At 57.0% G+C, this 25,606-nt stretch carries 22 protein-coding genes; 12 read left to right on the top strand and 10 right to left on the bottom strand.

All coding sequences use genetic code 11. The features are described 5' to 3' along the window. The first annotated feature begins 8 nt into the window (after positions 1-8). The 3 genes from otsB (at position 9) to P0120_06380 (ending at position 5,552) form a co-directional block, all read left to right on the top strand. A complete protein-coding gene (gene otsB, locus P0120_06390) occupies positions 9-836 on the top strand; it encodes a trehalose-phosphatase (protein MDF0673957.1) in 828 nt (275 codons plus the stop codon). A 459-nt stretch (positions 837-1,295) separates the two neighbouring features. Next, positions 1,296-4,466 (top strand): BTAD domain-containing putative transcriptional regulator, encoded by a 3,171-nt coding sequence (locus P0120_06385; GenBank protein MDF0673956.1) that lies wholly within the window; start codon positions 1,296-1,298, stop codon positions 4,464-4,466. 441 nt (positions 4,467-4,907) lie between these two features. After that, complete coding sequence (locus tag P0120_06380) at positions 4,908-5,552, top strand: hypothetical protein (GenBank protein MDF0673955.1); 645 nt, start codon at positions 4,908-4,910, stop codon at positions 5,550-5,552. A 128-nt stretch (positions 5,553-5,680) separates the two neighbouring features. On the opposite strand, the gene P0120_06375 is transcribed toward P0120_06380, so the two are convergent. Continuing rightward, entirely contained in the window at positions 5,681-6,256 is a 576-nt protein-coding gene (locus tag P0120_06375; protein ID MDF0673954.1) for a site-specific integrase, read from the bottom strand. Positions 6,257-6,308: 52 nt separating this feature from the next. Further along, on the bottom strand, positions 6,309-7,856 hold the full coding sequence (locus tag P0120_06370; protein MDF0673953.1) for a fused MFS/spermidine synthase: 1,548 nt from the start codon (positions 7,854-7,856) through the stop codon (positions 6,309-6,311). A gap of 183 nt (positions 7,857-8,039) precedes the next feature. Between P0120_06370 and P0120_06365 the strand changes: the two genes are divergently transcribed. Continuing rightward, positions 8,040-9,371, top strand: coding sequence for a UDP-glucose/GDP-mannose dehydrogenase family protein (locus P0120_06365; GenBank protein ID MDF0673952.1), 1,332 nt, complete (start codon positions 8,040-8,042; stop codon positions 9,369-9,371). 5 nt (positions 9,372-9,376) lie between these two features. Here P0120_06365 and P0120_06360 read toward each other — a convergent pair whose 3' ends face one another. Genes P0120_06360 through P0120_06330 form a run of 7 tightly spaced genes read right to left on the bottom strand, consistent with a single transcriptional unit; the run spans position 9,377 to position 15,996 of the window. Continuing rightward, positions 9,377-10,081, bottom strand: coding sequence for a HEAT repeat domain-containing protein (locus P0120_06360; GenBank protein ID MDF0673951.1), 705 nt, complete (start codon positions 10,079-10,081; stop codon positions 9,377-9,379). 25 nt (positions 10,082-10,106) lie between these two features. Continuing rightward, on the bottom strand, positions 10,107-10,874 hold the full coding sequence (locus tag P0120_06355) for a HEAT repeat domain-containing protein (GenBank protein ID MDF0673950.1): 768 nt from the start codon (positions 10,872-10,874) through the stop codon (positions 10,107-10,109). Then, complete coding sequence (locus tag P0120_06350; GenBank protein MDF0673949.1) at positions 10,867-11,967, bottom strand: HEAT repeat domain-containing protein; 1,101 nt, start codon at positions 11,965-11,967, stop codon at positions 10,867-10,869. Before P0120_06350 ends, P0120_06355 begins: the two co-directional genes overlap by 8 nt. A gap of 33 nt (positions 11,968-12,000) precedes the next feature. After that, on the bottom strand, positions 12,001-13,101 hold the full coding sequence (locus P0120_06345) for a HEAT repeat domain-containing protein (GenBank protein ID MDF0673948.1): 1,101 nt from the start codon (positions 13,099-13,101) through the stop codon (positions 12,001-12,003). Between the two features lie 54 nt (positions 13,102-13,155). Next, a complete protein-coding gene (locus P0120_06340; GenBank protein ID MDF0673947.1) occupies positions 13,156-14,511 on the bottom strand; it encodes a HEAT repeat domain-containing protein in 1,356 nt (451 codons plus the stop codon). After that, a complete protein-coding gene (locus P0120_06335) occupies positions 14,504-14,971 on the bottom strand; it encodes a hypothetical protein (protein ID MDF0673946.1) in 468 nt (155 codons plus the stop codon). The genes P0120_06340 and P0120_06335 overlap by 8 nt, the downstream gene beginning before the upstream one ends. A 5-nt stretch (positions 14,972-14,976) precedes the next feature. Continuing rightward, positions 14,977-15,996, bottom strand: a complete 1,020-nt coding sequence (locus P0120_06330) for an alkaline phosphatase family protein (protein MDF0673945.1) — start codon at positions 15,994-15,996, stop codon at positions 14,977-14,979. 72 nt (positions 15,997-16,068) lie between these two features. Between P0120_06330 and P0120_06325 the strand changes: the two genes are divergently transcribed. The 8 genes from P0120_06325 to P0120_06290 all read left to right on the top strand — a co-directional run bounded on the left by P0120_06325 (position 16,069) and on the right by P0120_06290 (position 23,049). Beyond that, positions 16,069-17,145: a hypothetical protein gene (locus P0120_06325; GenBank protein MDF0673944.1), complete on the top strand. Its 1,077-nt coding sequence runs from the start codon at positions 16,069-16,071 to the stop codon at positions 17,143-17,145. Continuing rightward, positions 17,142-17,693 carry a hypothetical protein gene (locus P0120_06320; protein MDF0673943.1) on the top strand — a complete coding sequence of 184 codons (552 nt, stop codon included), beginning with the start codon at positions 17,142-17,144 and terminating at the stop codon, positions 17,691-17,693. Before P0120_06325 ends, P0120_06320 begins: the two co-directional genes overlap by 4 nt. A gap of 386 nt (positions 17,694-18,079) precedes the next feature. Continuing rightward, the gene (locus P0120_06315; protein ID MDF0673942.1) at positions 18,080-18,370 is read left to right on the top strand and encodes a hypothetical protein; all 291 of its coding nucleotides are present in this window, start codon (positions 18,080-18,082) and stop codon (positions 18,368-18,370) included. Then, complete coding sequence (locus P0120_06310; GenBank protein MDF0673941.1) at positions 18,360-18,749, top strand: DUF6516 family protein; 390 nt, start codon at positions 18,360-18,362, stop codon at positions 18,747-18,749. Before P0120_06315 ends, P0120_06310 begins: the two co-directional genes overlap by 11 nt. 490 nt (positions 18,750-19,239) lie before the next feature. Continuing rightward, entirely contained in the window at positions 19,240-20,727 is a 1,488-nt protein-coding gene (locus tag P0120_06305) for a DUF4062 domain-containing protein (protein MDF0673940.1), read from the top strand. Between the two features lie 51 nt (positions 20,728-20,778). Then, complete coding sequence (locus P0120_06300; protein ID MDF0673939.1) at positions 20,779-20,991, top strand: hypothetical protein; 213 nt, start codon at positions 20,779-20,781, stop codon at positions 20,989-20,991. A 174-nt stretch (positions 20,992-21,165) separates the two neighbouring features. After that, entirely contained in the window at positions 21,166-21,654 is a 489-nt protein-coding gene (locus tag P0120_06295; GenBank protein MDF0673938.1) for a tetratricopeptide repeat protein, read from the top strand. 126 nt (positions 21,655-21,780) lie between these two features. Next, on the top strand, positions 21,781-23,049 hold the full coding sequence (locus tag P0120_06290; protein ID MDF0673937.1) for a hypothetical protein: 1,269 nt from the start codon (positions 21,781-21,783) through the stop codon (positions 23,047-23,049). Here the strand turns inward: P0120_06290 and lon are convergent. Continuing rightward, positions 23,037-25,451 carry an endopeptidase La gene (lon, locus tag P0120_06285; GenBank protein ID MDF0673936.1) on the bottom strand — a complete coding sequence of 805 codons (2,415 nt, stop codon included), beginning with the start codon at positions 25,449-25,451 and terminating at the stop codon, positions 23,037-23,039. The genes P0120_06290 and lon overlap by 13 nt on opposite strands. Between the last annotated feature and the right edge of the window lie 155 nt (positions 25,452-25,606).

The raw sequence follows: 25,606 nt of genomic DNA, 5'->3' as shown, positions 1-25,606 counted from the left end.
GGTAGACGATGGACTATTTGTTGACGGAAACAGGAAGAAACGACCTCGGGGCGCTTCTGAAAGGGCGTTCTCTGTTTGCGTTTGATTTCGACGGGACATTGGCGAAAATCGTCCGAGATCCTCCCGCTGCCAGGATGACGCGTCCCATCCGTGTCCGGCTTGAGGAACTCGCGAAGCGCGCTCCCACCGCGATCATCTCGGGACGCTCGGTGGAGGACTTGCGCTCACGTGTCGGGACTGCCGTTCCCCACTTGATCGGGAACCATGGCTCAGAAGGCCCTCATACGCGCCAAGAGGATATACAGCAAGTCCGAGAAACCAGTTCCGGATGGCTGCAATTGATCAACGAACGATTTCAGGACGAACTGGCTCGAAGTGGAGTGCTCGTCGAGGAGAAGTTCTACTCGCTCTCATTCCATTATCGAACCGTCGATCACCGAGATGAGGCCCGGGCGCTGATCTCGCGAATCGTTGCCGAACTGTCTCCTCCTCCCCGCATTGTCCTTGGGAAATCCGTCGTCAATGTGATGCCGCCGACGGCGTCGCACAAGGGTACGGCCTTGTTGGAGTACATGCGTCGACTTAATTGTAGCAGCGCTCTCTATGTGGGAGATGACGAAACCGATGAAGATGTCTTTGCGCTACGAGATGCCCGCATCGTCACCGTGAGAATCGGCAAGAAGAACGGGTCCTCGGCGCGGTATTTCCTAAAAAGACAGGCAGAAATCGCCGAGGTGCTTCGACTTCTTGTCGAGGGTGGTGACCAAAACATTCACCCGCTTCCGCAGGAAGCCACAGTTGCCCGTCTCTCCAAAGTAGTCTCCGGCGGAGGATGAAGCCATGGAGGAATGCGCAACGGCCGTCCTTCGAAGCCTAGGCAAAGGATGACACACTGCGGCGAGGTGTCGCCGAAGAACCAAGAGGAACCACGGCTGTCAAGCCGTGGGGCTCCACACCTGGAGCGGCTGCCACGAACAGGGAGTTTCGCGGCCTGCTCAACATTCCGACGAATAGATCCAGCCGGATGTTGAAAAAGTTCCCCAGTTTCGTTCTCAAGGCACACAGCTGTCTCCCTGGAGTGGGTGAAGACTCGCAGGCGATCATGCTAATGTGTTGGAATACGATAGATACTAAAATTAGCGAACCACGTCATCATCACGAACGGACACCGGTAAGCTGACCATTGGGAAAGTAACTGCGCCTCGTCCGCTCTGCCCCTTGCTCAAGCGGGTTGGGTCTGTAATCTCACTGATCTCATAAATCTCAAGACTGTTTCTGCAGTGAGCGATGCGGAAATGCCAAGACAGCCGACCACCCTTGCGAAGCTAACCCGCCCGAAACTCTTCCGGGTGGTTGCTCGTGATCGATTGTTCACACGGTTGGATCAAGAGCGCCAGAGCCATCCCGTTGTATGGATTGCCGGGCCTCCTGGATCTGGAAAGACAGCACTTGCGGCAAGTTATACAGAAACACGCAGATTACCAAATATCTGGTATCAAGTTGACGGTGGTGATGCCGATCCCGCGACCTTTTTCCACTATCTGACCCTAGCGGGCCAAACGGCGGCAGGAAAAAAGCGACTGCGATTGCCCGTCTTGAGACCTGAGTACGCGCCCGATCTCCCCGGATTCACAAGGCGCTACTTCCGCGAACTATTTGCCGGTCTGCCAACAACCACGACACTGGTTCTAGACAACTACCAGGACGTTATCGCTGATTCCTCTTTCCACAACGTCATCCAGGGAGCAGTGCTGGAGCTTCCTGCGGGCATAAACCTCCTCGTCATCAGCCGCACGCCACCGCCGCCGCAGTATGCGAGGATTCTTGCTAACAACCTCATAGGACAGGTGAGTTGGGATGAACTGCGCTTAACGCTTGAAGAAACTACCATTATAAGCCGCGCCGTAAAGGGACTCAGTGAGGAGACACTATTTCATTCACTGCAGAATCAAACCAATGGGTGGGTTGCCGGATTGATTCTCGTGCTGGATCGGTTCAAGGGCACCGCGAGGGCTGACCATTCTTCTCGGTCCGAAACTATGGAATCCGTATTCAGTTACTTTGCTGGGCTGATGTTCGATCAAGCCACCGTGGAGTTGCAAGAATTTCTGATGCGCACCGCCGTTGTGCCGCAGATGACGGTGAGCATGGCGATGGAGATTAGTGGCAATGCCCAGGCGAGTGATTTGCTAAACGATCTCTACCGCCGTCGGCTCTTTATAGATCGACGAGACGGTGAGGAGATCCACTATCAGTATCACGATCTGTTCCGTAAATTCTTGCTTGACCGTGCCAGTCGCTATTTGTCCGTGTCGCAACTCCGTGAAATCCGGTATCTCGGGGCGACCCTCGCCGCCCAGGACGGTCAGATCGAAGCCGCTGCGGCCCTGCTTGCCGAAGCGGAAGAATGGGCTAAGCTCACCCAGCTGATTTGCGACCATGCTGCCGCCTTACTCGCTCAGGGTCGTCATCAGGCCCTTCAGGGATTAATCGCTCTCTGCCCTCTCCCCATAGTGGAACGCATGCCGTGGTTGCTGTACTGGCTGGGCCTCAGTCATACGAATTTCAATCCCCCGGCAGCGATAGCAGACCTAGAGTTGGCCTATGACGAATTTCAGATCGTGGGCGATAGCGCAGGATTGTTTCTCACCTGTGGTGCCATCATGGATGCCTATTTCTATGCAGAGGGGGAGATGACCCCTGTGGTGGCATGGGCAGAACGGCTCCAACAGCTCTTGACTCGCTATAAAGGGTTTCCATCGATGCAAATCGAGGCCAAGGTGCTGGGTAGCCTCCAGGGCCTTGTGTATGCGGCGCCACATCATCCATTGCTCATTGCTCTGGAAAAGCGAGCGGATGATTTTCTCCGATCCGCCGCCGACCCAATTGCCAGAATTTGGGTGGCATGCACCTTTTTGAAACTCATTATTTGGCGGGGCGATTTTCGCAAAGCGCGACGGGTTCTGGCTGAAATTAATCCCTTGTTAGCGGCCGGGCCTATACCGCCAATATTGCTTGTCCTCTGGCGGGTGACGGAGGGAAATTATGCCTGGAATACGGCCTCCCACTCGCTCGCCGAGGAAAAGCTTCGCGAGGGACTCCATATCGCACAAAAAGCTGGCATGCCACTTCTGGAATGCATGTTGTACGGACTCAATGTGTACAACGCACTTGCTGAAGGCGACTCACGAAAGGCCGAAGCATACCTGGATAAGGCGGAAGCATCCAACCACTTACAGCTTAAGCATGCGACTTCACAATTCTGTTTTCTCAGAGCTGGCATCGCATTATTACAAAATGATTTGGCCAACGCACACGACCATGCATTGAAAGGCATGGAGATGCATGAAGCACTAGGACGACCGTTTACACTAACGGCCAACCGCATTGGGTTTGCTCAGATCTTAATTGAATCCGGCAATGGAGAAAAAGCGCGTCACTACCTCGAGAAGGCAATTCAATATGCCCGAAAGATGAACAGCTCATTTCTAGAACATAAAAGTCTACTCGTTGAAGCGTATTCGTGGATAAAAGATGGCGAAAAGCAGAAGGCACTGACTCCTTTGCGCGAGGGGCTGCGGATCGCACGAGAAAACGATTATCTTGCCCTCGACCTTTGGTGGCGCCCGCATGTCATGGTACGTCTGCTTTCTCAAGCACTCCAGTCTGAAATCGAAGTGGTATACGTCAAAAGTGTTATTCATCGCCGTAATCTTACAGCCGACTCACCGCACATCGAGAACTGGCCGTGGCCAATCAGGCTCTACACATTGGGTCGGTTCGAACTGATGTGCGATGACAAGCCGCTCCGCACACCAGGGAAGTCTCAGCGGAAGCCGCTTGAACTGCTTCAATGTTTGTGTGCCTTCGGAGGACAAGCGGTGCATCAGGACCGCGTGACCGATGCCCTATGGCCAGACGCCGAGGGTGATGCTGCGGCCCAGGCGCTCAGAACCACTTTGCATCGTTTGCGAAAACTATTGCAACATGAACAGGCCGTTCGCCTCGAGGATCGGCAATTGTTTTTAGATCCCCGCTATATCTGGGCCGATTGTTTAAGGTTCGAACGTGCCGTAGCACAGGCCGACATGACCGATCGAGGTGCACTGGAGCGCGTCATGAACCTTTATCACGGCCATTTTCTTCAGGGTGAACCAGCACCCTGGGCCTTGACCTATCGCGAGCGATTACGCGCGCATTATATGAGCCTGGCGGAACGGCTCGGGATCAGCCTTGAAGAGGATGGTAATTTGACAGGTGCGGTTGATTGCTATCTCAAAGCATTTGAAGTCGAGCCCGTCGCTGAAGTTTTCTGCCGTAGGATTATGATCATCTATGGTCGGCTCGGCCGACGGACCGAGGCCCTGGCTATCTATCAGCGTTTCGGCCATTCCATCCGGTCTCGACTGGGCATAAATCCCACCCAAGAGACTCAAGCCCTTTACCAAGCACTATCCAAAGAATAATCCTGCTCGGTTTCACATCCTCGCTCGAAATTGGGCTCGCCTTCGTCCATTTGATCTTGGGGCGATGGCTGAAGCCATGTCCGTCTTCACTGAGTTCAATTCAAATAAATCATCCTATCCGTCACCCATCTGTAACGTCCACGTTGGTACGATGGCCACGTGATCACGAGACAAAGCTAGCATGATGAGTATCTCGATGGCGAATTCGCCAGGCAATGGAGGGAGCAACGATGTGAGCAGCAAACAACAATTGACCAGAAAGGAGTTCACACTTGGATCGTAAAGAGCAAGGATCATGAAATTGGCAATCCATCTACGGTCACTTCATTTTCTGTTGGCGTCTCAATACAGGTAATAATACCAATATAAGTGAGGTACACGGCTTAGATGATCGAACGCTAACTCTTAACGTAGTAACCTTTTATAGGAAGGAAATAACTCATGCCGCCTACCGAACCCAAAAAACAAAAAGGGAATCTTTTCCATAACATGACACAAGCCCACTTACATGCTGAAAACCACATGGTGCGCTTCGGTCACACTTACAAGCCTACCCTAGACCTAGCCGCTTTAGATAAGAAGAATAGCGCTATATGGTTAGCTTTGCATCCTACCGAGGATCCACCGCAGGCTCCTCCTCCGCCACCCAAGCCATTCATCCCTAATGTAGTTTGGGATTGGGGACCGATCGTGTTTGGTAACGGTATACCTGTAGGTGGCAATGCGCATGTGGCATTATACCCAGACGGGTCCTTTCAGTTCAGCGGTCATTTCCATAACTCAGGCTTTCCTGACGAAAGCGTATCTCTCGGGGTAGCGATAAGAGCCAATAATGGGCGGCTATTTACCATGGCGACGAGTGGCCACATGGGGGGTACAATCACTGCCGGATCTCGCGATTATGACTGGAATAACACTGGAAATAATCCTGATATAGCGGCGAACTGGGACGCTTTATCCGAAGGGTGGCATTTAGAAGCATCTGCAAGAGCTAGCATGGATTGGACGGCACCTCTAGACGCGGCGATTGAAGCCTGCAAGACATACGGTCCTTATATAGGAGCAGCTATTGCGCTGGTGGCGTAAGGTGAGAGGAGGGCTTGCACGAACGTACAAGCCCTCCTCTCATCCCATCTTTGGCTAGGAAATTACCCCTTAGTTGATGTGAGAGATATGCTTTTGAGGAGCGGAAGCATCCGCCACTCCCTCGCGCTTTAATACCGCACCCGAAAGGTAGGCGAGTCCTCCGGCCTTGTTTTCCGCCGATCGTAGAGTCGGGTCGTCGAAACATTCGCATGGCCGAGCCATTCCTGCACCTTCGCGATGTCGGCTTCATGCGAAAGCGCGTTCGTGGCGGCCGTCGCTCGCATCGAATGTACACACAGCCCGTTCACTTCGATATTCAAACCGGTTGCTTGCCCGTATTTCCTGACCACGTTTCTATAAAGCGAATTCGGATTGAGCGGCCGCTCCAGCTCACCCGTGCGGTTGTTGCGCACCGGCCGGAAGAGCGGACCGTCCTTATCGTCGCCGTGGCCAGCCATGAGGAGATAGCTTTCGATCAACCGCTGGGCCTGCGCGTGCGCCGGCACGAAGCGAATCTTCCCGCGCTTGCCCTTCACCTTGAAGTGAATCACGCCCTGGCGGCTCTGCAGATCTTTCACTTTGAGACTGCACAGTTCTTCCCGCCGTATCCCGTGATAGAGCAGGGTGGCGAGAATCGCGCGATCGCGCATGTCCTTGAGTGTGTCTTGGGGGTGGGGCTTCCAAGGGTCGACGCGTGTGGTCATCGGACAGTGCAGGGGTCGTCCCTTCGTTACTGTGCGCCATTGGACGCGGACCTCATTCCATCAATCGTGATCGTTCTCGCCCGAGGAGAAGATCGTAGGGAGCAAAATCGTCGCTCAAGACGACGCCGGTCGGCCAAGGCTCGGTCCGACGAGTGGTCAACAGCGCGATCGCCTCACGCGGCAGGCGCTGATTCATCGCCATCTCGGTAATCTTTGCCACGAGATGGTCGACTGATTCGCGTTCGATGAGACGGCCTCCAAAGAAGACCAGATTTTTTGCCGGGGTCATGCCTGTCTTCCACGGCCCCTCGACAGCGAAGGTGGTGAGAACGGGAAAAGCCTGTTTCATGGTTTGTACGACTGCGGCAGCTCGAGCGAGATCACCTTCCTTGCCGGACGAGGCCAGATTAACAGCGACGATGCCCTCCGGGTTCAGGTGCGTTCGGACTAAGGAGTAAAACTCCGTCGTGGTGAGGTGAAAAGGGATCATGTCTCGCGCGAACGCATCGATCCACATGACATCGTACGTGTGATCCGTCGAGTTGAGAAAGGCTCGACCGTCCTTCACAAAGACATGATGATTGGCCGGCGGGCGATAATCAAAATACTCTTCGGCCATGCGGACGACGACTGGGTCGAATTCCACGATGTCCAATTCCAACGCCGGCCAGTGCCGTGCCAACCATTTCGCCAACGAACCACCGCCATGACCGAGAATGAGGCCGCGCTTCGGCTCGGACACCAGTGCCAGCGAAGCCACCATCATTTGGCTGTAGGGGAGAAAAAGGGAAGTCGGGTCGACTTTCCACATCGTAGCGTGAAAGGTACGATCCAACACGAGATACCGGAAGAGATCATCTTCGCGAATACGGACCTGCTGATAAGGACTCTCCTCTTGATAGATGGGGACCTTCAATCGTTGGAGTGGGTGGAGGGCTATGGCTCCCAGGAGCGTGCAACAGCCGAGAATGATCAGCAGTACGAACCGGCCGGTCGAGGTGCCTTTTACAAGCCATAAGACTCCAAGCCCTAGCTGAATGCCACCCAGCCAGGCGATCAACGATTGGCTTCCGATCCACGATAAGAGAAAGAATGCAGTGCCCCAGGTGCCGGCCAGACTGCCGACGGTCGACAGGGCGATCATGCGGCCTGTCTGGCGACCAAGGTGATCCATGTCTGCGACCGCCAAACGCAACATGGCCGGCAAGACGCCGCTAAGCCCGAACGCAGGAGGGGCGAGGAGCACAGTCGCGGCGAGGCAAGGGCCCCAGCGAGGGTCTTGCGCCATCTTCTCGATCTCAAACAGAATGGGTTGGTTCGCCCACGCGACTATAAACGTCCAGCTTCCTGAAAAAAGGAGCAAGGCCGCCAACACATGTCCGCCGGTATAGCGGTCGGAGATCCACCCACCGAACGCGTACCCACTGCTCATGGCGGCCAAGATCACTCCTATCAACGCGCCCCAGACAAACAGCGAGCTGCCAAATACGGGAGCCAACAGCCGACTGCCCAAAATTTCCAAGGCCATCACCACCGCACCGGTGACGAGGGCGGTCACGAGCAAGAACCAGCGGGGAATTCGTGGAGGATGAACAGTCATCGATTCGATGAAGGTGCAGAGTCTCTCTCATTATCGAGTCAGAGAGGGCGTCGGATTGTACTCAACGCATTTTCCGAGAGTCAACGAAAGGACAGCGGTGATAAGTAGGTGTGGATTCGTTGCTCCCTCCTTGCACTGACTGCTATACTTTCTCCCGATTCAGCCATTGAGGAGGGTCGTTCGATGCACATTAGTGTGATTGGCACCGGGTATGTCGGCTTGGTGACGGGCGCCTGCTTTGCCGAGTTCGGCGTCCACGTCACCTGCATGGACAGCGACAGCCGAAGAATTGAAAAGCTCGAAAAAGGCGAAGTCCCGTTCTATGAGCCGGGGATTACGGAATTGGTGGCCAAGGGGGTTCGAGAAGGCCGACTGAGCTTCACCACCGATATTGCCAAGGCTGTCGATAAAGCGCTGGTTATCTTTATTGCCGTTGGAACTCCGCCGAGGGGTGATGGTTCCGCCGATCTCTCGTACGTCGAAGAAGTTGGTAAAGGGATTGCGCGCCACATGACCGGATACAAGGTTATCGTGACCAAGTCCACGGTGCCGGTAGGTACTGGTAAACGACTTCGTGAAGTCATCACGAAAACTCAAGCGAGTGCCTTTCGGTTCGACATTGTGTCGAATCCGGAGTTTCTACGGGAAGGATCGGCGATCGAGGACTTCCTGCGCCCGAATCGCGTGGTGATCGGAGCCGACAGCGATCAGGCCGTCGCCATTATGAAAGATCTCTATCGTCCGCTGTACCTGATTGAGACGCCGATCGTCGTCACGGATATTCCCACGGCTGAACTGATCAAATATGCTTCAAACGCCTTCTTGGCCACGAAGATTTCATTCATCAACGAAATGGCCAATCTATGTGAACGGTTAGGGGCCAACGTGCAGATGGTGGCCAAAGGGATGGGACTGGACAACCGCATCGGCTCAAAGTTTCTGCATGCTGGAGCCGGATTTGGAGGTTCCTGCTTCCCAAAGGATTTGGCGGCGCTGATTCAGACCGGAGAGCGAGTTGGGTATCCAGTGCAGGTTGCCCTTGCCGCATCCAAGGTGAACGATGATCAGCGACGTCGAATGGTCGACAAGATTCGTGATGCGGTGGGAGGGCTCAAGGGAAAAACCTTGGGCCTGCTGGGACTCTCGTTCAAACCCAACACGAATGATTTACGGGAGGCCCCTGCGCTGGTTATCAGTCAGAAATTGTTGAGCGAAGGGGCGACCGTACGCGCCTATGATCCGATCGCGCTCGATGAAGCGTACCGGACGCTATCGGCACTAAAGCCCTGTGCAGATCCCTATGACGCTGCTGAGGGAACGGACGCGCTGATCATTATGACCGAATGGAATCAATTCAGGAATCTCGACTTTGAAAGACTGAAAAGGATCATGAAATCGCCCGTCCTCATCGATTTGCGGAACGTCTACGATCCTGACCGTGTCGTCAGTCATGGATTCCACCACATCTCGGTGGGCCGACCCAGCAAACATCCTTCAACATCCGGACAGTCCTAGTAAGGCTAGGTCAGCCTCGGCAACTCGGGCTTGGCCTGGTCTTTGGTTTTCGGCTTGTACCCCATTCGATCGAGCACCTTCATGATTCGGGTCTTCAGCCGATCATCGGCTTCGGCCAGTGCGGTGGCCAGCGGCTCGACGGCCGGTTTGCCGATCTTCCGGAGAATCTCGGTGGCGGATTGACGAATTTCGTCCTCTTCGGACACCAATAACGGAATCAGTGAAGGCACGGATGGGCCACCGAGTTTGATCAACGAATCATAGGCCCGTTGCCGCACGTCACCGACTTCATCGGTCAACGCCTCTACCAAGGGATCGACGGCGCGGGGATCTTTCAACTCACCCAAGACCTCCGCCGCATACTTCCGATTCAGCCAGTGCGAATCTCTTAGGTCGAGCAACATGGCGTCGGCCCTGGCGGCGTTCGGATCTTTGGGGCGAATCCTGAAGCTCTTCGCGATGCGCTTGCCGTTTTCTTCCACCACTCGAATCGTGGCGCCGTCTCCCGCCCTGATCCTTTTGAGGTCCTCCAGCGCCTCTTCGGCCACCTCCAGCAAGACCGTCTTACCATCGTAGGCCAAGAGTTCGACCTCGAGCTGTCTGCTCTCAGGGTTGACCGCCACGACACGCTCTGTCACCAAGTTGAAACCGTCTTTCTTGTCTCCGCCTTTCGGAGCGATCTGAATCAGCTTCGGAGCTTCATCTGCCATGGGCATGTGTCCCCTTTGGTTTGAGTTATTGCGGTTCGGGGGTCCAGCCAAGACTGGCCAGCACGGCCTCGACTGTTTCCTGGACCATGGTGTTCTCGTCCTCGCGCAGCACCAGCAAGGGTTGAATGGCTTCTTTCGCGCCAAGCCGCGCGAGTGATTCGGCGGCATTGCGTCTGACCAGCCAGTCCTCGTCTTGCAGCGACTCTATCAATGGGGTGACTCCTCGATGATCGCCGATCTTGCCCAGCGCCTCAGCCGCATGGCGGCGAACCATCCAATTGGAACCCAAGAGTCCGTCGATCAGCGCCTCGACCGCCCGCACGTCGCCGATCTTCTTCAAGACTCGGGCTGCATCCTCGCGCAGAGTGCTGTCCATGAGGGCCTCGATGAGCCCGGGCACTGCTTGTGGATCGCCGATTCGTTCGAGCGCCCACACCGCTGCCGTCCGCACCGCTCCGTCTCGATCCTTAATCGCCCTGACGAGAGGTTCGACGGCGCGTCGGTCCCGCAACTTGCCGAGAGCCGAGGCTGCCTGTTCTCGGATCGCCCAAGAGTCATCTTGCAGCGCGTCGATCATCGGTTCGATGACCGAGGGGCCTATCCGTACGACCGCACTGGTGGCCGCCTCTCGAATCACCGCATCTTCATCGGTCATCAGGTCGATCAGCCGAGGCAGTGCCTCCGGTCCGCTTTGGCCGAGGCTCGCGATGGCGTGCTCGCGCAACGCTTCGTTCTCGTCGTGCAATGCCTGTATGAGTTGTTCGATTCGCTCGGATGCGCCCTGTTCAGTCATTCTTAATATCCTCTTTGTGGGCCTGGCTTTCCATGGCCGTGATGGCTTCGAGCTTGTCGGCGATCAAGCCGGCATTATAGGCCACCAGGCCGTCACGATCCGTTCGGAGTCGGTCGAAGAGTTCCTTGTGCGGACGCAGGACCCCCACCTCCTTGATCTTGGCCAAGGCCTCCATGGCATACACCCGCAGTGGGCGGATGGGAATGGCCTCTAGATAGAGCCGGGAGGGGCGCGCATCGCCGATCAGTCCAAGGGCTTTGATCGCCAACTCCTTGACTCCGGTATCCTTGTCCTGTTCCAGCCGCTTCATTAATGGTTCGACGGCTCGCACATCGCCGATTTTCCCCAGTAGGTCAGCCGCTGCCTCGCGCACGAGCCAGTCGTCGTCTTCCAGATACTCGATAAGGATCCCCACGCTCGGGCGCCCGATCCCGAGTAGGTCGATGACCGTCGCCATCCGCGCTTCCTCGCGCTCGCCGGCTCCTTCGACCTCCCGCAACGCATCGAACGTCCCATCGATTCGTTCGCGGATTGCGCTCAGCTTCTTCAATGTCCCAACGGCGATATTCCGCACAGCCGGCTGGCCCATGGCATCGATGAATGCATCGATGGAACGAGGATCCAATAATTGATCCAGCATCAATGCGGCCGCGACTTGCGCATCCTGATCCGGATGTTTGAGCATTTCGCATAGGGGGAGGACGGATGTGGGAATCGCCCCAATCAGGTGGGTCAAGGTCTGCCGTTCATGGCTTTCCGAAGTCTTCGGCAGCAATGAAACTAATGCCCTGGCTGTGTCCGTGTCGAGCACACCCGCCATCTGTTCAAGGGCTGCCGCACCTGCTTTCCGGACGACCTCTTCATGATCTTCAAGGAGTCCGACGAGGGCAACACCGGCATGTGGATCCTTGATTCGCGCCAGCATCGCCGCCGCTTCTTTCTTCAGCTCGGTAGGCCCGGACCGTAAAGCTTCGATGAGCGCCTGAACCGAACGAGGACCGCCGGCCACACAGGCGGCCGTCGCTCGCATACGGCGCCAATCCTCTTCATGGATCAATTCGGAGACCAGCGTCTCAATCGCTTCTTTCGACATGACATTCAGTAGCGGAACGGCCTAATCCTGAAACTATGTTTTACCGGTCTGTGATCGCCTGCCGGTTTTCCATCCTGCTGACGCCAACGTTTCACGGACGTGAAACAGGAGATTTTCATCGCGAGGCTCGTTCAGCAGTGGAAGCAGCAATGGAATAACTTTCGCCCCGAATTTGGCCAGAGCCGCCGCCGCTTCAGTTCTCGTAAAGGTCTGGTTCAGTGCCGAGACGAGCGAAGGGATTGCCCTCTCGTCGCCGATCGCCCCGAGCGCTCGCGCCGCCGCGTCTTGTGTTATGAATTCTTCATTCCACTGGTCCCCGCAGCCGGCCACTGTTCTCGTCACAGGTGGACGGCCGGCTCCTAGAAGGACGTCGATCAGCAGGGGAACCGCACGAGCATCACCGATGCGGCCAAGCGCTTCAACCGCCAATGTCCGCAATCCCGGCTCCCGCATCGCCGTCAATAGGAATTCGACTGCTCGCGGGTCGCCGATCTCGCCGAGCGCTCGCACGGCATCTTCGCGAACCGCCGAATCTCGATCGTTGAACAACACCGACAACAGAGCTTCCACAGCCTGTTTCGATTTAGCCTTCCCCAACGATTCCACCGCGTGGAGACGAACGAGCCAGTCCTCATGCCGCAACGCCTTCAAGAGGGATGGAATCGCCGCATCGCCGATGGCGGCCAGAGCGAGAGCCGCCTCCTCACGAACCGCTTTGACCTTGTCTTGAAGCAGTGGAATGAGCGGCTCGACCGCGTCTGCGTTCCGTACCCGACCCAAGGCCTTGGCGGCCTGCATTCGAACGATCCAGTCGCCGCTGTGCAGCGCCTTGATGAGCGGAGCGAGCACCCGCTCATCCGCGATGGCGGCTAAGATTGCGGACGCTGATTCCTGGATAGAGAGATCCGGTTCAGTGAGGCAGGTCCCCACCGTCTCGACGGCCGGTGCTCCGATCGAGCGCAAGGCTTCAATTGCCGCGTCCCGGACTGAACGGTCCGGGTCTCGTAGTAGCGACACCAGAGGAGCGACAGCACAGGGGTCTTTGAAGGTACCGAGAAGACCGGCTGCCTCCTGGCGGATAGCCCAATCTTGGTCCTTGAGTGCCGCAATCTGCTCTGCGACCGCATCGATCATATGGTTGTCCGTACAGAATTCAGCGGGTCACTTCAGGAAACTCTTGCGGCATCCTCACACGAGGTCGCCGGACGGGCCAAAGCGCCCGGTTTGACCTAACGGCCGATCGACGCGCAGATTGTCGGCCTGGCTCGAGCTGATTTCTATCTGTTCATCAGGAGGCGTCCATCCAAGCTTTTCCAAAGTCTCGAGCGTGATCTGCTTCAAGGCGTCTTTTGCGGTCAGTCGAACAGACGCATAAGAAAGCACCCGTTCCTTCTCAGCCTCAACTTCAGAGGCTTTGGGGTCATAGAGAAAAGCAATCAAGGGTTCGATGGCCGCGTCACCGATCACCGCCAGCGCCGCCGCCGCTTTTTCCCGCAAGACCCCGTCCTTCAGCAACATAATCAAATCCGGAATCACGAGAGGGTCGCGAAATTGACCGAGAGCGGTGGCTGCGGCCTCCTTGATGAACGCATCTTCGCTGACGATGCAACCGGGTGTCGGCGAGCCCTCTTGCTTGATGCCTTTGCCCTTCAAGGCGTCCAATACGGCTGGGAGGGCGCGCGAATCGCCGATCATGCCGAGTGAGGCAATGGCATGGCGCTTCACCGCTCCGTCCTTCATGGCTTCTACCAGCGCATCGATCGCCCGGGGGTCGCCGATCATGCCTAACGCGATGGTCGCGTCTTCGCGAACGGCTCGATCAGGATCCTTCAAGATGCCGATCAAGGCATCCACGACCTTTGCGTCTCGTACCCAGGATCTGCCGATTTGATAGTCGGTGGTCATCCCGCCCAACGCACGAGCCGCGTGACATCGAACCACAAAATCTTTGTCCTTGAGACTTTCGATCAACGGATCGACCGAGGGATGCCCGATGTAGACCAACGCCGTTCCGGCCGTCTCGCGCACGATTTTAGAAGAATCTCGAAACAGCTTGATCAGAGCCGGGATGGCTTTCGGATCGGCGATTCTGCCCAAGGCTTCCGCCGCCGCGCTCTTGACGGCCCCGTCCCTGTCGCGACAGGCGCCGATCAGCGCGTCGACGGCTCTTGAATCCTTGATTTTGCCGGCCGCCTTGGCGGCATGTTCCCGTACACGCCAACGCTCATCTTTCACGGCGGTCACCAGCCGATCAAGCACGATCGGGCCCATCCTCGCCGTGGCCTCGACGGCCTGATCGCGAACCTCCATGATGGAATCGTTGAACAGGCCGATCAGGGCTTCGAACGCCTTCGGTCCGCCGATTTTTGCGAGGCCGCAGCCGGCATGGGCCCGCACGGACCAGAAGTCATCGTCGCAGGCGCCGATCAGCGCGTCCAAGGTAGCTGGATCGGCCATGTCGGCAAGCGTCCTTGCCGCCTCCTCACGGGTGGCATCGTCCACATCTTCAAGCGCTTCTAAAAGATCTTCGAGCACGTCAGCCATCGTTCGGCTTCTGATCGTAATAGGCGTCGCGCTGCCCGCCATGTGGGTACGTGCGTTTGCACAACACCACCAAGGTCTGTGTTCCGCGACCTTCGACACATTGATCCAAGGATTTTGAAAAGTCGAGAGTGCCGTTGAGATTCACCGTAAAGGGAAAATCGAAGGTAAAGCTGATGAATTTGTACTTGCCAGGTTTCAGCCGCAGTTCGCGGAGTTCCGACGTTTTGGGAGCGTCGAGCGACTCAGGATCCGAGCCCCAAATCGACGGTGTCACGCCCGGTACCTGCCACCATGAAACAGGGACCAACTTGGTCGCATCGATGATGATCGGGTGTTCTGTGAGTCGGGTGGGCGGCGGCTCTCCGGCGAACCCTGCGTCGGTAGAGCCCATGGTCACCAGGCCTGTCAGCACCAGACTGAATACCGGGAACCAGTGTCGTATCGCAATATTGTGGAGCATGGATATCAGGGTTTCTTGACGGGCGGCATCGCAGACGTCGCCGCAGCGGTTTTGAAGATTTCTTCCACGACTTTGCTGTCCCACTCCGTGTGGGTGTTGAGTCCTAGGATTCGCATGACGGTGGCCCCGGTATCGATGATTGATACCGGTTGGCGGATGGTCTGTCCCTGCTTAATCCCAACACCGGAGACAATCCATGGAACAACCGGTGAATCGGTCGTTGGGGACTCGGCTCCGGCGTCGGTTCCCTTCCCGCTCAGGGCAGTGACGAGGATGGTTGTGCGGTCTAAGAGTGAGTATTCTTTGAATAGGTCAAGTATAGACTTCATCGCAGTATCGACGGTTCGCAACGCGTCACGATACTCTTTGGAATTCCAACCCTGTGCCACACCGGCCCGACCGGCTTCCGGAAGATGAACAACCAACAAATGAGGCAATGAGAGAATCGCATGCCCATATCCGTGTCCGCTGGTTGCCTTTTGTAGATACTGCTGGATGTAGGCGACGAGTTTCTGAGAGCCGCACTCGGGCCGCAATGCCCCGCAGAGCTGATAGTCGGTGTAGGGCTCCGGCTTGGCGAGCTGATACAGGGACTCATCCATATAAAAGATGGCACTGTCGCGACCTCCACTCAAATCCAGATAGTCGAATAGGCTGGGTGAGCGAGGGTAGCCTCGGCTGAATTCGAAGAAATTCCAGGTAATCCCGTGTTTTTCGACCGGCATCCCGGTCACCAGCGAGGCCATTGTAGGCAAGCGTAGGGCCGGCTTGACCCCGCTCGCGGACCAGGTCACCGACCCTTCCTTGATGAGCTTGCCCAGGACCGGCATCGTGCCACCATTAAGCGACTCCTGGCTCAACCCCTCCAAGACGAAAAGGATGACAAATTCCGTAGGAGAGCCGGTAGGAATGGTTTCCCTTCCAAGTGTAGTGGCCGCATCAACAGACGCGTGGAGCCCGGTTTCAAGCAAAACGGTCAGGAGACCGACAAGGATCGAGCGAAGAAGCTGTGAGGGATGTGTCATAGCGAAGTATCACCCGCATGTATCCTAAACGTAAGAATGGTACCCTAACATGCAAATTTTCCAGAAGGCAAGGTGGGGGAGGCATCTGGCGATTGCTGGCGGAACCGCCTTCCGGGTGCTATGCTGAAACCGCTGACCGTTTCCATCCACGCGCGGGGCGAGAAGGGGTGGGCGATGTTCGATCGATCATTCCATCAACCGCCTCTTTCCCGGTTTCTGCCTGCTTATAAATCCTATCGACCTATTGCCTATTTTCTCGCGCTCGCGGCGTGCGTGGCCGCTTGCCCTGCGCTCGCTGAAATCAGGGTCGTCAATGCCCAGGGTGAGCATCGCATGGGGAACCGCGACACCCGGGAAGACGCAATCAGGCTCGCCACAGAAGTGGCCAAACGGAATGCGCTCGAACAGGTTGCAACGTACCTGGAGAGCGTCACGGTCGTTCATGATATGGATGTGACCAAAGACGAAATCCGGTCCTATACGGCCGGATTGGCGATCGTGCTCAACCAACAGGTCGCCACGACGTTGGATGGCGATGTCGTCGTCGTGAAAGTGGATCTTCTCGCACAGATGGATACGGACGAGGTGGCGAGGGCGATCGCAGCGCTTCGCGAAAACGAAGATGCCCGTGTTCAGCTGGCTGCGCTCAAACAAGAAAATGAACAGCTGCAAGAGGAACTCAATGCCATCAATCAGACTCTCGGAAATGCGGCAACGCCGGATCAAGTGCAGCAGGCAGCCCAAAAGCGGAAGGAAATTCTCAATCGTGTGCAATCCAACGCGATGGTGTCGCAAGCCTGGACGAATTGGGTGCTGGTCTCGCCGGTTGGTATCTCCCAGGGTTTGCTGAACAGCGCCAGCGGTCTTTCGCCGGCCAATTCACACGTCGCAATCGCGCAGCAGATTATCACCAACCGGCAACCACAGGGTCCGCCCCAGCCACCGAGGCCTGGGAGCAGGCCTCCTCGAATGCCGAACCATGAGCTTGTTCCCCCTCCCGGGCTGTCGGGCGTCCCACGCACGTCGAACGAGATCATTCATCGAGCACCTCAGGGACGGCTTCAGAGCGATCATCAGCCCATGATCCAACCAGGACAAGGTCCGGTTCAGCAGCAGCCAGGCCAGTACTATCGTGGAGGGAGGCCGTGAAGGGATCGGTCAAGATCGCCATCGTCGTGGGTCTGTGCCTTATCGAGGGACTGGTCGTCACCAGCGTGCAGGCGACTGACACGGAGGATGTCAGGACAAGGGCTGAACGATCGTTCGATCAGCTCAAGAACCACCAGGGGGGGGAAACAGCAGACTCTTCCTCGGTCAGGTATTCAGCCGAGGTCGGCCACGACTCGTATTCTTCAGATCATTATTGGGTCGGCAAGGGCCAGGGGGATTTAAGCAAAGGCGCGGTCGTCTGCCGCCGTGTCTCGGAGCTTTCGGCTCGGACGGATTTGGCCAAGCAAATTCGCGTGTTGGTCAAGGAGCACATGATCGATCGTGTCCGCGAACGATCGGGGCGTGAGAGCGAACAGGATATCGAGCTGACTCGTGAAGAGATTGTTCAGGAATATTTGCAAGATGTGAAGATCATCGACCACCGGATCGATGAAGAGAATAAGATTTGTACTGCCACAGCGGTGATGCCGAAAACTCGTATTCAGGTGAAGCCTGCCACGGATCAAGAACCCGGCCCCGACCGTTAACTATTAATCGGTGACGGGTTCATCATCACGGCCTATCTGACCGATCGAATCAAGAAAGTAGCCACGGTCTATGACGCCGATTCGGATCACTTATGATCGTAGAGGCAATGTGCTCTCCGTACGGTTCAGCAAAAAGAAAGAAGTCGTCTGCCGAGAATCCGACGTCGGCAAAAAAGAAGTCGTTTACTCCATTGCGTCCGATAGATCGGTCCTCGGTTTTGAGATTCTGAACTTTCTCAGCAAGCAGGAGCGACGTCCGTCCAGGACGTTGCCGGTGCAGGCGCGTATCCTCATGAGCCCACCTCCGGACGGAATGGTACAATTGACCATGTTCGATATCCCTGCCATAATGCAGGCAATTACGGCATCATGGAAAAGGATTTGCGATGACACAGCTGACGTTGACCTCCTCCGGCTCGCATCCGCTGAAGCCATTGGTCGAATCGGCGATCCAGAACGAATTGCGGATAGTGGAGGCCGGCATTCAGCGGACCGAGCAACGGCTGCGCGACTTCGAAGCCCGCTACGGAATGTCGACGCAAGAATTTCTGCGGCGTGCCGAAGCCGGCGAAGTGCCGGAGTCCCTCGACTTTGCCGAATGGGAAGGAGAATGGCGCCTGATTGAGCGGCTCCGGGAAAAAGCGGGCACCTTGCAGACGCTCCACATTGCGAATTGAATCCTACTTCCAACGCATCCGCGAGATTCTCGATACCTGTCCATTCATCCAATCCTCCGAACTGACATTCGACCAACGAAGCAGCCACGAAGGATTTCTTCGCGGGAATCTGTACTTTCGCGACGGGTCCCTCCTCCACCTTCGAGAGTTCATCGACGCCGAGACTTCCGTTGAGCGACTGACGTACGTCTTTCAGTACATGGATCAGACCGGCAAACTGGTGTTTCGCTATGACAATACCCGACACCAGCGAGATAGGCACCTGCTGACGTACCCTCATCACAAACATGAGGGGGAAGAAAACCGGATTGTCGCCTCCTCCCCTCAAGACCTGGCCGCTGTTCTCAAGCAGATCGAGGGTTTGATTCGGCTTCCCTAACGGGCGCGAGGAGAGGGCCAGGCACCCGCCAGAGCCACGGCGGGTTACCAGCACCCAACATATTCACATGACTCACATCCACCGCCGTCATGCCGAAGAAGGACATGGCGCTCAAGCCACCTGTAGACGCTCCATAAAGACGGTATGCCCCGAGACAGGTCACTCCGCTTCTAGCAAGTCGCGGAAAACCTCCCGTTCCTCCTTCGAGAGCCTCAGGACGAACGAGCGCTCATTGAATTTACTGAGGTTTTCTGTTCGTGCTGAGCTTGTCGAAGCATGAGCCCTTCGCCTGACTCAGGACAAGCTTGTCGAAGCAGACAAATCGAATTTTCCGCAGCCTGCTAACCCGACAGCGCGGGATTCTGTCATCCGGAGAACAAATTGGGATGACGATGGGTAGATCAAGGAGTATATTGCCCATCGCGGTGCCGGTCTCGGCTCATGCGGTTCTGGCCTTTGACTGTCAGATTGTAAAAACGAGTGGTGCCACGTGGCTCAGCCGGTCGGTCCTTCCCGCAACCGCTCCATCCGCATCTTCATTTCTTCTACATTTCGGGACATGGTGGAAGAGCGGGAGCAATTGATGCCGCACACCTGGCCCGCGCTCCGACAGTTCTGTCGGGAGCGCCAGGTGGAGTTCGTCGAGGTGGACCTCCGCTGGGGCATTCCCGAAGCGCAGAGTATGAGACATGAGACCCTTACGCTCTGCCTGAACGAAATCCAGGCCTGCCGGCCCTATTTCATCGGCCTGGTCGGCGAACGCTACGGCTGGGTGCCGGGCCCGGAGGCAATCACGGCCGATCTTAGAGAAGAGCAGCCCTGGCGCGCCGACTTCACGGACAAGAGCATCACCGAACTCGAAATTCTCCACGGCGTGCTGAACAATCCTGACATGGCCGGGCGCGCCTTTTTCTATTTTCGCGAACCGGCGTATGCCCGGGAGCGAGGTTCGGACTGTCTGCCCGAAAGCGCCGAAGCAGCCGCTCAGCAAGCCAACCTCAAGGCCGCCATCCGGAAGGCCTGCGCCGCGCACCAGATCCCGCTACGGGAGAACTATCCCGATCCTCGGCGGTTAGGGGAATTGATGGTGGAGGATCTCCAGGCCGTCATCGAAGCCGACTACCCAAAGGAAGCCACCCCCGATGCCCTCACCCGCGAGGCGCGGGAACACGAGGCCTTTGCCGAAATCCGTCGCCGCACCTACATTGGACGACCGGACTATTTCGAGACGCTCGACCGCCATGCGAGGGGCGACAGCGGGCCGCTTGTCCTATTGGGCGACTCCGGCGGAGGCAAGTCCGCGCTACTGGCCAACTGGGTGGGGCGCTGGCGAGAGCAGCATCCTCAGGATCTCATCATCCAGCATTACATCGGCAGCACGCCCGACAGTGCCGACCATTGGCGGCTCATGCGCCGCCTCATCGAAGAGATCAAACGCTGGACCGATGATCCAGAAGAAGTCTCCCATTCGCACGTCGACCTGCTCAAGACCTTCCCGGTTTGGCTCGCCAAGGGTCGGAGTAAGGCCGAGCGCGAGCACGTCCGCTGCATCCTCGTCTTGGACGCGCTTAATCAACTGGCGGACCAGGATCGAGCGCGGCTCCTCGGTTGGCTCCCGGCGCATGCCTTCACCGGTCCGCTCCGATTGATGACCTCGACCTTGCCGGGAGAAACGCTCCACGCGGCGGGATCGCGAGGGTGGGCCATGCCCAAAGTCGAACCGCTGACTAAAGAAGAACGCCACCGCATGATCACGGCCTATCTGAAACGCTTCAGCAAGCAGCTGGATCATCCGCGCATCGAACGTTTGGCCGACGCGGATGCCGCCGCACCCGCCACAGCCAATCCGCTCTATCTCAAGATCCTCCTGGATGAACTCCGCGTCGCCGGTACCCATGAGCGGCTCGATGAACGACTGCGCGAATATCTCGCCGCGCCCGATATTCCGGCCTTGCTCACGCTCGTGTTGGCCTGCTAACAGCAGGACTATGGGCGCGACCGGCCTGGATTGGTCGGCGAGGCGCTGGGCTTGATTTGGGCGGCCAGACGAGGACTATCTGAATCAGAGCTGCTCGAACTCCTGAAACCAGCTGATCAGCCGAAGTTGCCCCAGGCCATCTGGGCGCCGTTGCGTCACGCCATGGAAGACCTGCTGGTGGACCGTGGCGGGATTCTCAACTTCGCCCATGAATACCTCCGAAGCGCCGTCGAGGCGGCCTTCGTGCGGGATCAAGACCGGTAGGACACATTCCGGATTCAGCTTGCCGATTACTTCGAAGCCCAGGCGGTCTCTGAGAGAAATTCCGACGAGCTGCCCTGGCTTTTGTGGCAGACCAATTCACGATCTCGCCTTCGCGCCTGCCTGCTCGATCTCGACCGCTTTCTCGCCATCCATCATCCCGACAAGAGGGAGCTGATGGCCTACTGGGTGGGATTGAAGGAAGAACGGACGATGGGAGCGCCGTACCTGGGCTCCTTTGATCACTGGGCTGGGCATACCGATCTGGGGCCAGAACGGCTCTCATTTGTCGCAAACCAGTTGGCGCATTTTCTAGCCGTTGCGGCCCTGCACCACGAGGCGGAGCCCCTGATGCGCCGAGCCTTGACCATCGCTGAGCGGAGCTCTGGAACGGAGCATCCCTACGTGGCCATCCGACTCAACAACCTGGCGCAGCTGCTCCAGGCCACGAATCGGCTCGCGGAGGCGAAGCCGTTGATGCGGCGAGTCGTGACAATATTACTGAAGGTCGGCCAAACCCCCGACCTTCATTATCCGCATCTTCCGGCGGCCATCAACTACTATGCCGGTCTGCTTGAGGCGATGGGCCACAGCCCCCAAGAGGTTCTGGCCACAGTCAATGCCATCGCCCAGCCCTACGGGATTTCATCAGGCAAGCAAGCGTAAAGACGTCGAGCCCACGATCGCCATCTCCTTGCAATTTTCAAATGCGCGATCGCTGACTGTATCGAGCGATTCTCCGCATCTAGCGCATTGCGCTCCGGCCGCTCTTTCAGGTAAGAACGTCTTCCCATGCCGATCGAAAACAATTTTCAGCACGACGAGCTGTCGCGGAAGAACCCCGGCGAGCGGTTGACGGTCGCCGACCTGACAGATGTCGTCCCTCCTGATTCGCCGATTTGGGCCGAGACCATGGCCAAGTGCGGGGTAAACTTGTCTGAGGCTGGGGTCGCAGCTATTGTCTTTTTGCATGGATCGATTAATGGGACAGATGTATTCGGCATGCAGCGGTTGGATGAAGCAGGCGGACTCAAGCGGGGCTATTCGAGGGGCGTGTCCGGTGTTGATGCGCTGCTCGCAGCCATGCGCGAAGGCGACAATGGGATTCCGTTGCTGCCTGGTGGGCTCAAGCCGCCTCTCACGGACGATGATGCGACGAAGACACTTCTGGACGAACAGATCGGGGACGCGGGTAATTTTACCAATGCCGCTGTCGAATCGATCAAGAAGGCTATCAATAGGAATCTGACACAGCCGATCTCATGCATCAGGCTGCTCTGGTCATCGGAGCACCACCATCTTGGGCGGGCCGTCGCCGCCCTGTCTCTGCTCGCCGAACTACACAAGCTCTGTAAACATCAGAACTTGGAAAAGGGGCACCGAGTTCTGATACAGGCTCATGGACAAGCCGGCCTGATTCTGGCGCTTGTATCGAATCTGCTCTGTTCAAGCCCTATCACCGGTCGACCAAGGTTCATCGAGATTCTCACCGCCTATGCCGACCAGACAAATCAGGCCAAACTCACCGGCACCATCAAACTCGTTGAGTCCTTGCTCGCGACGGCATCACCCCTTAACGGAGTCGCGCTCGACATGGTCACGTTCGGCACGCCGGTGCGCTATGGGTGGGATCCTTCCGGTATCGGGAAGCTGCTGCACGTCGTGAATCACCGAAACTTGCGGACGGATGGGAAGAGCTGGCTGGCGAAGATGGAGCTGCCTCAAATTACCATGGAGATGCCGATTGCCTGGGGCGGAGACTATGTACAAGAATTGGCGGTCGCGGCTAGCGATGCCGTTCCTCCGACTGAGCCTGCCAAGGCGGCGATTAAGAGGATTTGGGAAATGGTCGAGCCGTACGATGGGTTCGAACGGTGGTTGGAATGTGCCAGGCGAGCCGTGCGTTTTCCCAGCGAAGGACACTGTCTCCTCGTCGATTACAAGGACAGCACCGGCTCGACGAACCCCCGCGACCATTACTACGGCCACGCAGTCTATACGCGCCGGCACGCCCTGCTGTTCAACACGACGCAGATAGTCCGCGCTTTTTATGAGTCTTGAGCATTCCCTGCGGCACCGAGAAACGCCACAGGCTCACTCCCGCTTCCGGCCGGCCCGTACTTCGAGTCCGAATTAAAGGCCGCGGGCAGCACCTCTTCAATCCGTTCGGTCAGGATGAAAGTGAGGTGGTCACGAACTTCTTGCGGGACATCCTTGAGATCTTTCTCATTGGCCTTCGGCAGAATGATCCGTTTGATTCCAGCACGATGGGCCGCCAGCACTTTTTCTTTGATGCCGCCCACCGGCAAGACGAGTCCGCTCAAGCTGATTTCCCCTGTCATGGCCGTGTCGCTCCGCACGGCTTTGCCCTCGTAGGCGGACGCCAGTGCAGTCGCCATTGTGATACCGGCCGATGGACCGTCTTTCGGAATGGCTCCGGAAGGGACGTGAATATGGATCCCGTTCCGTTTAAATCGGGAAATGTCCAAACCCATGCTTTCAGCATGCGACCAAAGATAGCTCCTGGCTGCACGCGCGGATTCCTGCATGACGTCGCCCAACTGGCCCGTCAGAGTCAACTCATGGCTGCCTGGCAGCAAGGTTGTTTCGATATAGAGCACATCGCCTCCGGTCGGGGTCCAGGCCAGGCCGGTTGCGACGCCGGGCGGCAGATTCTTTCGTGCCTCTTCCGGCATGAACCGTTCGGAGCCTAACCACTCGCCGAGAAGGTCTGTCCGAATGGCGACGGGCTGTCGCTCCTGATCTTCCGGAAGGTCGGCGAACGTCAAGGCTACTTTTCTGGTCAACCGTCCCAGCATCTGTTCGAGCTGGCGCACGCCGGCCTCACGGGTGTAGCGCGAGATAACGAGATTCAGCACCTCGTCCGTGAGCACTGCTTGGCTACCCTCGATGCCGGCTTCTTTGAGCCGTCTCGGCCACAGATAGCGTCGGGCAATTTCGGCCTTCTCACGCTCGCTGTAACCCTGCAGGCGAATCACTTCCATCCGATCCAACAAGGGTTGGCTGATCGTATCGAGGGTGTTGGCGGTGGTGATAAAGAACACCTTCGACAGATCAAACGGAAGATCCAGGTAATGGTCACGGAATGTGTGATTCTGTGCCGGATCCAGGATTTCCAACAGCGCCGAAGCGGGATCGCCACGGAAATCACGCCCCAACTTGTCTACTTCGTCAAGCATCAGGACCGGATTGTTGACTCCGGCCCGACGGATGGCCTGAATGATGCGGCCTGGCAGAGAACCGACGTACGTGCGGCGATGGCCGCGCAGTTCTGCTTCATCATGGACGCCGCCGAGGCTGAATCGTTCGAACTTCCGGCCCATCGCCCTCGCAATCGATTGCCCCAAGCTTGTTTTACCGACGCCGGGAGGACCGACGAGGCAGAGAATGGGGGCTTTCGCCTTCGGGTTGAGCTTCAAGACCGCCAGGTGTTCGACGATGCGTTCTTTCACTTCCTTGATCCCATAGTGGTCTTCTTCCAACACCTGCCGGACCGTTGAAAGATTCAAATGTTCTTCGGATGCCTTCTTCCACGGGAGTTCGAGAACCAGCTCAAGGTAGGTCCGAAGGACCTGATGGTCGGGCGACGTCGGCGGTACCTTGCTCAACCGAGCGGCTTCGCGTTCGACTTCCTTGCGAATAGGCTCGGGTAAGTCGGCTTCAGCGATCTGCTTTTTCAACCGAGCGGCCTCGTTCTCCTCGCCCTCGCCTTCGCCAAGCTCGTCCTGGATCGCTTTCAGTTGTTCGCGCAGGATGTACTCTCTTTGATTCTTGCCGATTTTGGTCTGCGCATCCTTGGCGATCTTTTCACGCAACTGCAGTATTTGGATTTCCTTCGACAGCGCGGTGTAGAGGCTGCGAAGAAGGTCCAATGTCGAAGAACTTTCGAGCAAGCGCTGTTCTTCCACCACGTCAAGATTGACGAGCGAAGCGATGCGATAGGCAAGCGCCACGGAATCATCCTCGTTGCTCAGCACCGCGCCGACTTCCTGGATGCCGGGAGCTTGGATCAGTCTCGGTAAGTCGGCTACGAGTTCCTGGATGGTTCGGTGAAGCGCTTGGACTTCCGGTCCGTCGTCCGTAGGACGCCCCAAAGAACGGACACGCACGATGGAGTAGGGGGTGGACTGTTCTTCTTTCAGCAGCACGACGCGATCCAGCCCTTGAACCAGCGCATGGATCGATCCTTCGGACGACTGACCGATTTGTTTGACGGTCGCCTTCGTGCCGATGGAATACAAATCGGCCAGCTCGGGTTCTTCAGTTTGAGGATCCCGCTGCGCGACCACGACAATGATCTTCTCTTCGGTCTTCATGGCGGCGTTGACCGCAGCGACGGACCGCTCTCGCCCGACCGTCAGTGGCATCATCACCCCTGGAAACAACACCGTCCGTTTGACGGGGAGTATCGGCAATGTCGACAACAGACTATTATTTTCCATAGGAGTCCATCCTTGCTCAATGTTCAAGACATTATAACAACTTGATAGGTTTCCCGTCGTGGAAGTCAAGGGAGGGAATTTAGGACGAGCAATAACTATCGGAAGGACCGGGGGCTCGTATCGCTGTATGCCGGGGATCTTGAAAGGTTTCTAAT

This window comes from Nitrospira sp., from assembly GCA_029194675.1.
GTDB lineage: Bacteria > Nitrospirota > Nitrospiria > Nitrospirales > Nitrospiraceae > Nitrospira_D.
The sequence above is the reverse complement of the archived record's forward strand: the minus strand, read 5'-3'. Positions and strand labels throughout refer to the sequence as shown.

What these genes read in the sequence shown, in the direction of transcription:
- otsB (MDF0673957.1), top strand. Translation starts at nt 9, where the DNA reads ATGGACTATTTGTTGACGGAAACAGGAAGAAACGACCTCGGGGCGCTT.
- P0120_06385 (MDF0673956.1), top strand. Translation starts at nt 1,296, where the DNA reads ATGCCAAGACAGCCGACCACCCTTGCGAAGCTAACCCGCCCGAAACTC.
- P0120_06380 (MDF0673955.1), top strand. Translation starts at nt 4,908, where the DNA reads ATGCCGCCTACCGAACCCAAAAAACAAAAAGGGAATCTTTTCCATAAC.
- P0120_06375 (MDF0673954.1), bottom strand. Translation starts at nt 6,256, where the DNA reads ATGACCACACGCGTCGACCCTTGGAAGCCCCACCCCCAAGACACACTC.
- P0120_06370 (MDF0673953.1), bottom strand. Translation starts at nt 7,856, where the DNA reads ATGACTGTTCATCCTCCACGAATTCCCCGCTGGTTCTTGCTCGTGACC.
- P0120_06365 (MDF0673952.1), top strand. Translation starts at nt 8,040, where the DNA reads ATGCACATTAGTGTGATTGGCACCGGGTATGTCGGCTTGGTGACGGGC.
- P0120_06360 (MDF0673951.1), bottom strand. Translation starts at nt 10,081, where the DNA reads ATGGCAGATGAAGCTCCGAAGCTGATTCAGATCGCTCCGAAAGGCGGA.
- P0120_06355 (MDF0673950.1), bottom strand. Translation starts at nt 10,874, where the DNA reads ATGACTGAACAGGGCGCATCCGAGCGAATCGAACAACTCATACAGGCA.
- P0120_06350 (MDF0673949.1), bottom strand. Translation starts at nt 11,967, where the DNA reads ATGTCGAAAGAAGCGATTGAGACGCTGGTCTCCGAATTGATCCATGAA.
- P0120_06345 (MDF0673948.1), bottom strand. Translation starts at nt 13,101, where the DNA reads ATGATCGATGCGGTCGCAGAGCAGATTGCGGCACTCAAGGACCAAGAT.
- P0120_06340 (MDF0673947.1), bottom strand. Translation starts at nt 14,511, where the DNA reads ATGGCTGACGTGCTCGAAGATCTTTTAGAAGCGCTTGAAGATGTGGAC.
- P0120_06335 (MDF0673946.1), bottom strand. Translation starts at nt 14,971, where the DNA reads ATGCTCCACAATATTGCGATACGACACTGGTTCCCGGTATTCAGTCTG.
- P0120_06330 (MDF0673945.1), bottom strand. Translation starts at nt 15,996, where the DNA reads ATGACACATCCCTCACAGCTTCTTCGCTCGATCCTTGTCGGTCTCCTG.
- P0120_06315 (MDF0673942.1), top strand. Translation starts at nt 18,080, where the DNA reads ATGACACAGCTGACGTTGACCTCCTCCGGCTCGCATCCGCTGAAGCCA.
- P0120_06295 (MDF0673938.1), top strand. Translation starts at nt 21,166, where the DNA reads ATGGCCTACTGGGTGGGATTGAAGGAAGAACGGACGATGGGAGCGCCG.
- P0120_06290 (MDF0673937.1), top strand. Translation starts at nt 21,781, where the DNA reads ATGCCGATCGAAAACAATTTTCAGCACGACGAGCTGTCGCGGAAGAAC.
- lon (MDF0673936.1), bottom strand. Translation starts at nt 25,451, where the DNA reads ATGGAAAATAATAGTCTGTTGTCGACATTGCCGATACTCCCCGTCAAA.